Origin of the sequence: Streptomyces sp. WAC05292 (genome assembly GCF_003949955.1) — a bacterium.
Lineage (GTDB): Bacteria > Actinomycetota > Actinomycetes > Streptomycetales > Streptomycetaceae > Streptomyces > Streptomyces globosus.
Genome location: NZ_RPSE01000685.1, coordinates 1 through 1,686, shown reverse-complemented (window position 1 = coordinate 1,686; position 1,686 = coordinate 1). Strand labels below are relative to the sequence as shown.

General features: G+C 77.6%; 1 protein-coding gene. It reads right to left on the bottom strand.

Translation table 11 applies throughout. The annotated features are described in order from the left end of the window. Positions 1–149: 149 nt before the first annotated feature. Positions 150–1,643 carry a DUF4173 domain-containing protein gene (locus EF903_RS32360; protein ID WP_260616221.1) on the bottom strand — a complete coding sequence of 498 codons (1,494 nt, stop codon included), beginning with the start codon at positions 1,641–1,643 and terminating at the stop codon, positions 150–152. Positions 1,644–1,686: the final 43 nt, after the last annotated feature.

The window sequence follows — 1,686 nt, the reverse complement described above, 5'->3', positions numbered from 1 at the left end:
GCCCCTCTCCCCCGCCGACCGGGGCCCCGCCACGGGGCGGGCCCGTTCCCGGTGCCGCCAATTCCGTTGCCGGAATCGCCCGTTCGGGGCTGCTGCCGGTCGCCTGTGCGGAGGACCGGTGCGGAGGGGACGAGGCGGAGGGCCGGAGATCAGCCGCTGCGGCCGGAGAAGGTGCCCAGGCGCGAGCAGACCGCGGCGCGGGCGGTCGCGGGGCGCTCGTCCAGGATCTGCCGGGCCCGGTAGACGCCGAGGCTCGTCCCGTACCAGGGGAGGCGGCCCTGCTCCGCGAGCTCCTCTGCGATACCGCGCAGGGCGCAGGAGCGGTGGGGTTCCGGCAACCGGTCCAGCGCGGGCACGGCGTCCGCCGACAGCGACTGGAAGTACGCGAGGTCGATCTTGCCGGTGGCCCGGAAGCGGTCCGCGTTCTTCTCCGCGATCATCGCGTCCGGCGACAGCAGCCCGAAGGCGAGGGCGGCCGCCACGGCGCTGCCGGCGACCGCACGGGGCAGCAGGCGGGCGCCGAACAGTCCCGCCGTCATGATCAGGACGATGACGGAGCCCAGCCAGAGCTCCATCGCGGCCACCGACACCCGCAGCCGGGTCAGCCCGTACGCGTCCACGTAGAGGTCCATGCGGCGCAGCGCCGAGGCGACGACGACCAGGGTCAGCGCGCACAGCGTGCCGAGAACGGCGCGGACGAGCCGCCGGTCGGCGGGGCCGCCGCGCGGAGCCCAGCGCAGGGCGAGCGCGATCACGGCCAGGGTGAGCAGGGTCGCCCAGAGCAGCTGCCAGAAGCCCTGGCGGGCGTATTCGGCGTACGTCAGCCCGGTGCTGGCCAGCACCCTGTCGTAGCCGCCGAACAGGACGGCGAGCTGGACGGCGTTGAAGCCGGCGAAGAGCACCGCGAGGACGACGAGGGGCAGCGCCCACTCGACGCGGGAGCGCGGCTTTCCGGCGGTGGTGCGGATGCGGTCCCAGCGGAACGGCGCGGCGGCGGTCCGGGCCGCGGCCAGGGCGAGGACGGCGGCGAGGAGGAACAGGACGAGGCGCAGCGGGCCGTCGCCGATCGTGACGTCGGGGACGAGGCCGCCGAGCAGGTCCGCGAAGGCGGCGTCGGCGGAGGCGAAGAGGGCGCCGAAGAGCAGGAGAAGCCCGGCGGCCACGCCGGCCGCCTTCAGGACGGGCAGCCAGCGGTCGCGGTCGACGCCGGTGCTCCGGGAGCGGAGGGCGGCCCACGCCCAGCGGACGCCGTTGACGGCTCCGTCGGTGAGGCCGACGGGGCTGAGCAGCACCCCGGCCCAGGTGCGGCTGCCGTGCAGGGCGAGGGCGCCGGCGAGGACGGCGGCGAGGAGGGCCACGGTGGCCGGCCAGGCGGCGTCGCGCAGCACGGGCACGACGAGCAGGGCGGTGCAGCCGAGGGCCCAGAGCAGGGTCCACGGGCGGGCGGCGCGGCCGGCGGTGCGCGCGGCGGCGTACGCGGCGGCGACGGCGGGCAGCGCGGCGAGCAGCAGGCCGGGACCGATGCCGTCGCCGAGGAACAGGGCCGCGGCGAGGCCGGCCGCGGCGGCGCAGACGAGGACGGCGGTGGACGGGGGCGCGGGCGCGGCGGGCCGGGCGGCCTCCGACCAGTCGAGCGGCGCCACCGACCACGGCCCGGACCGGGCGCGCTCCCGGCGCAGCTGGTAC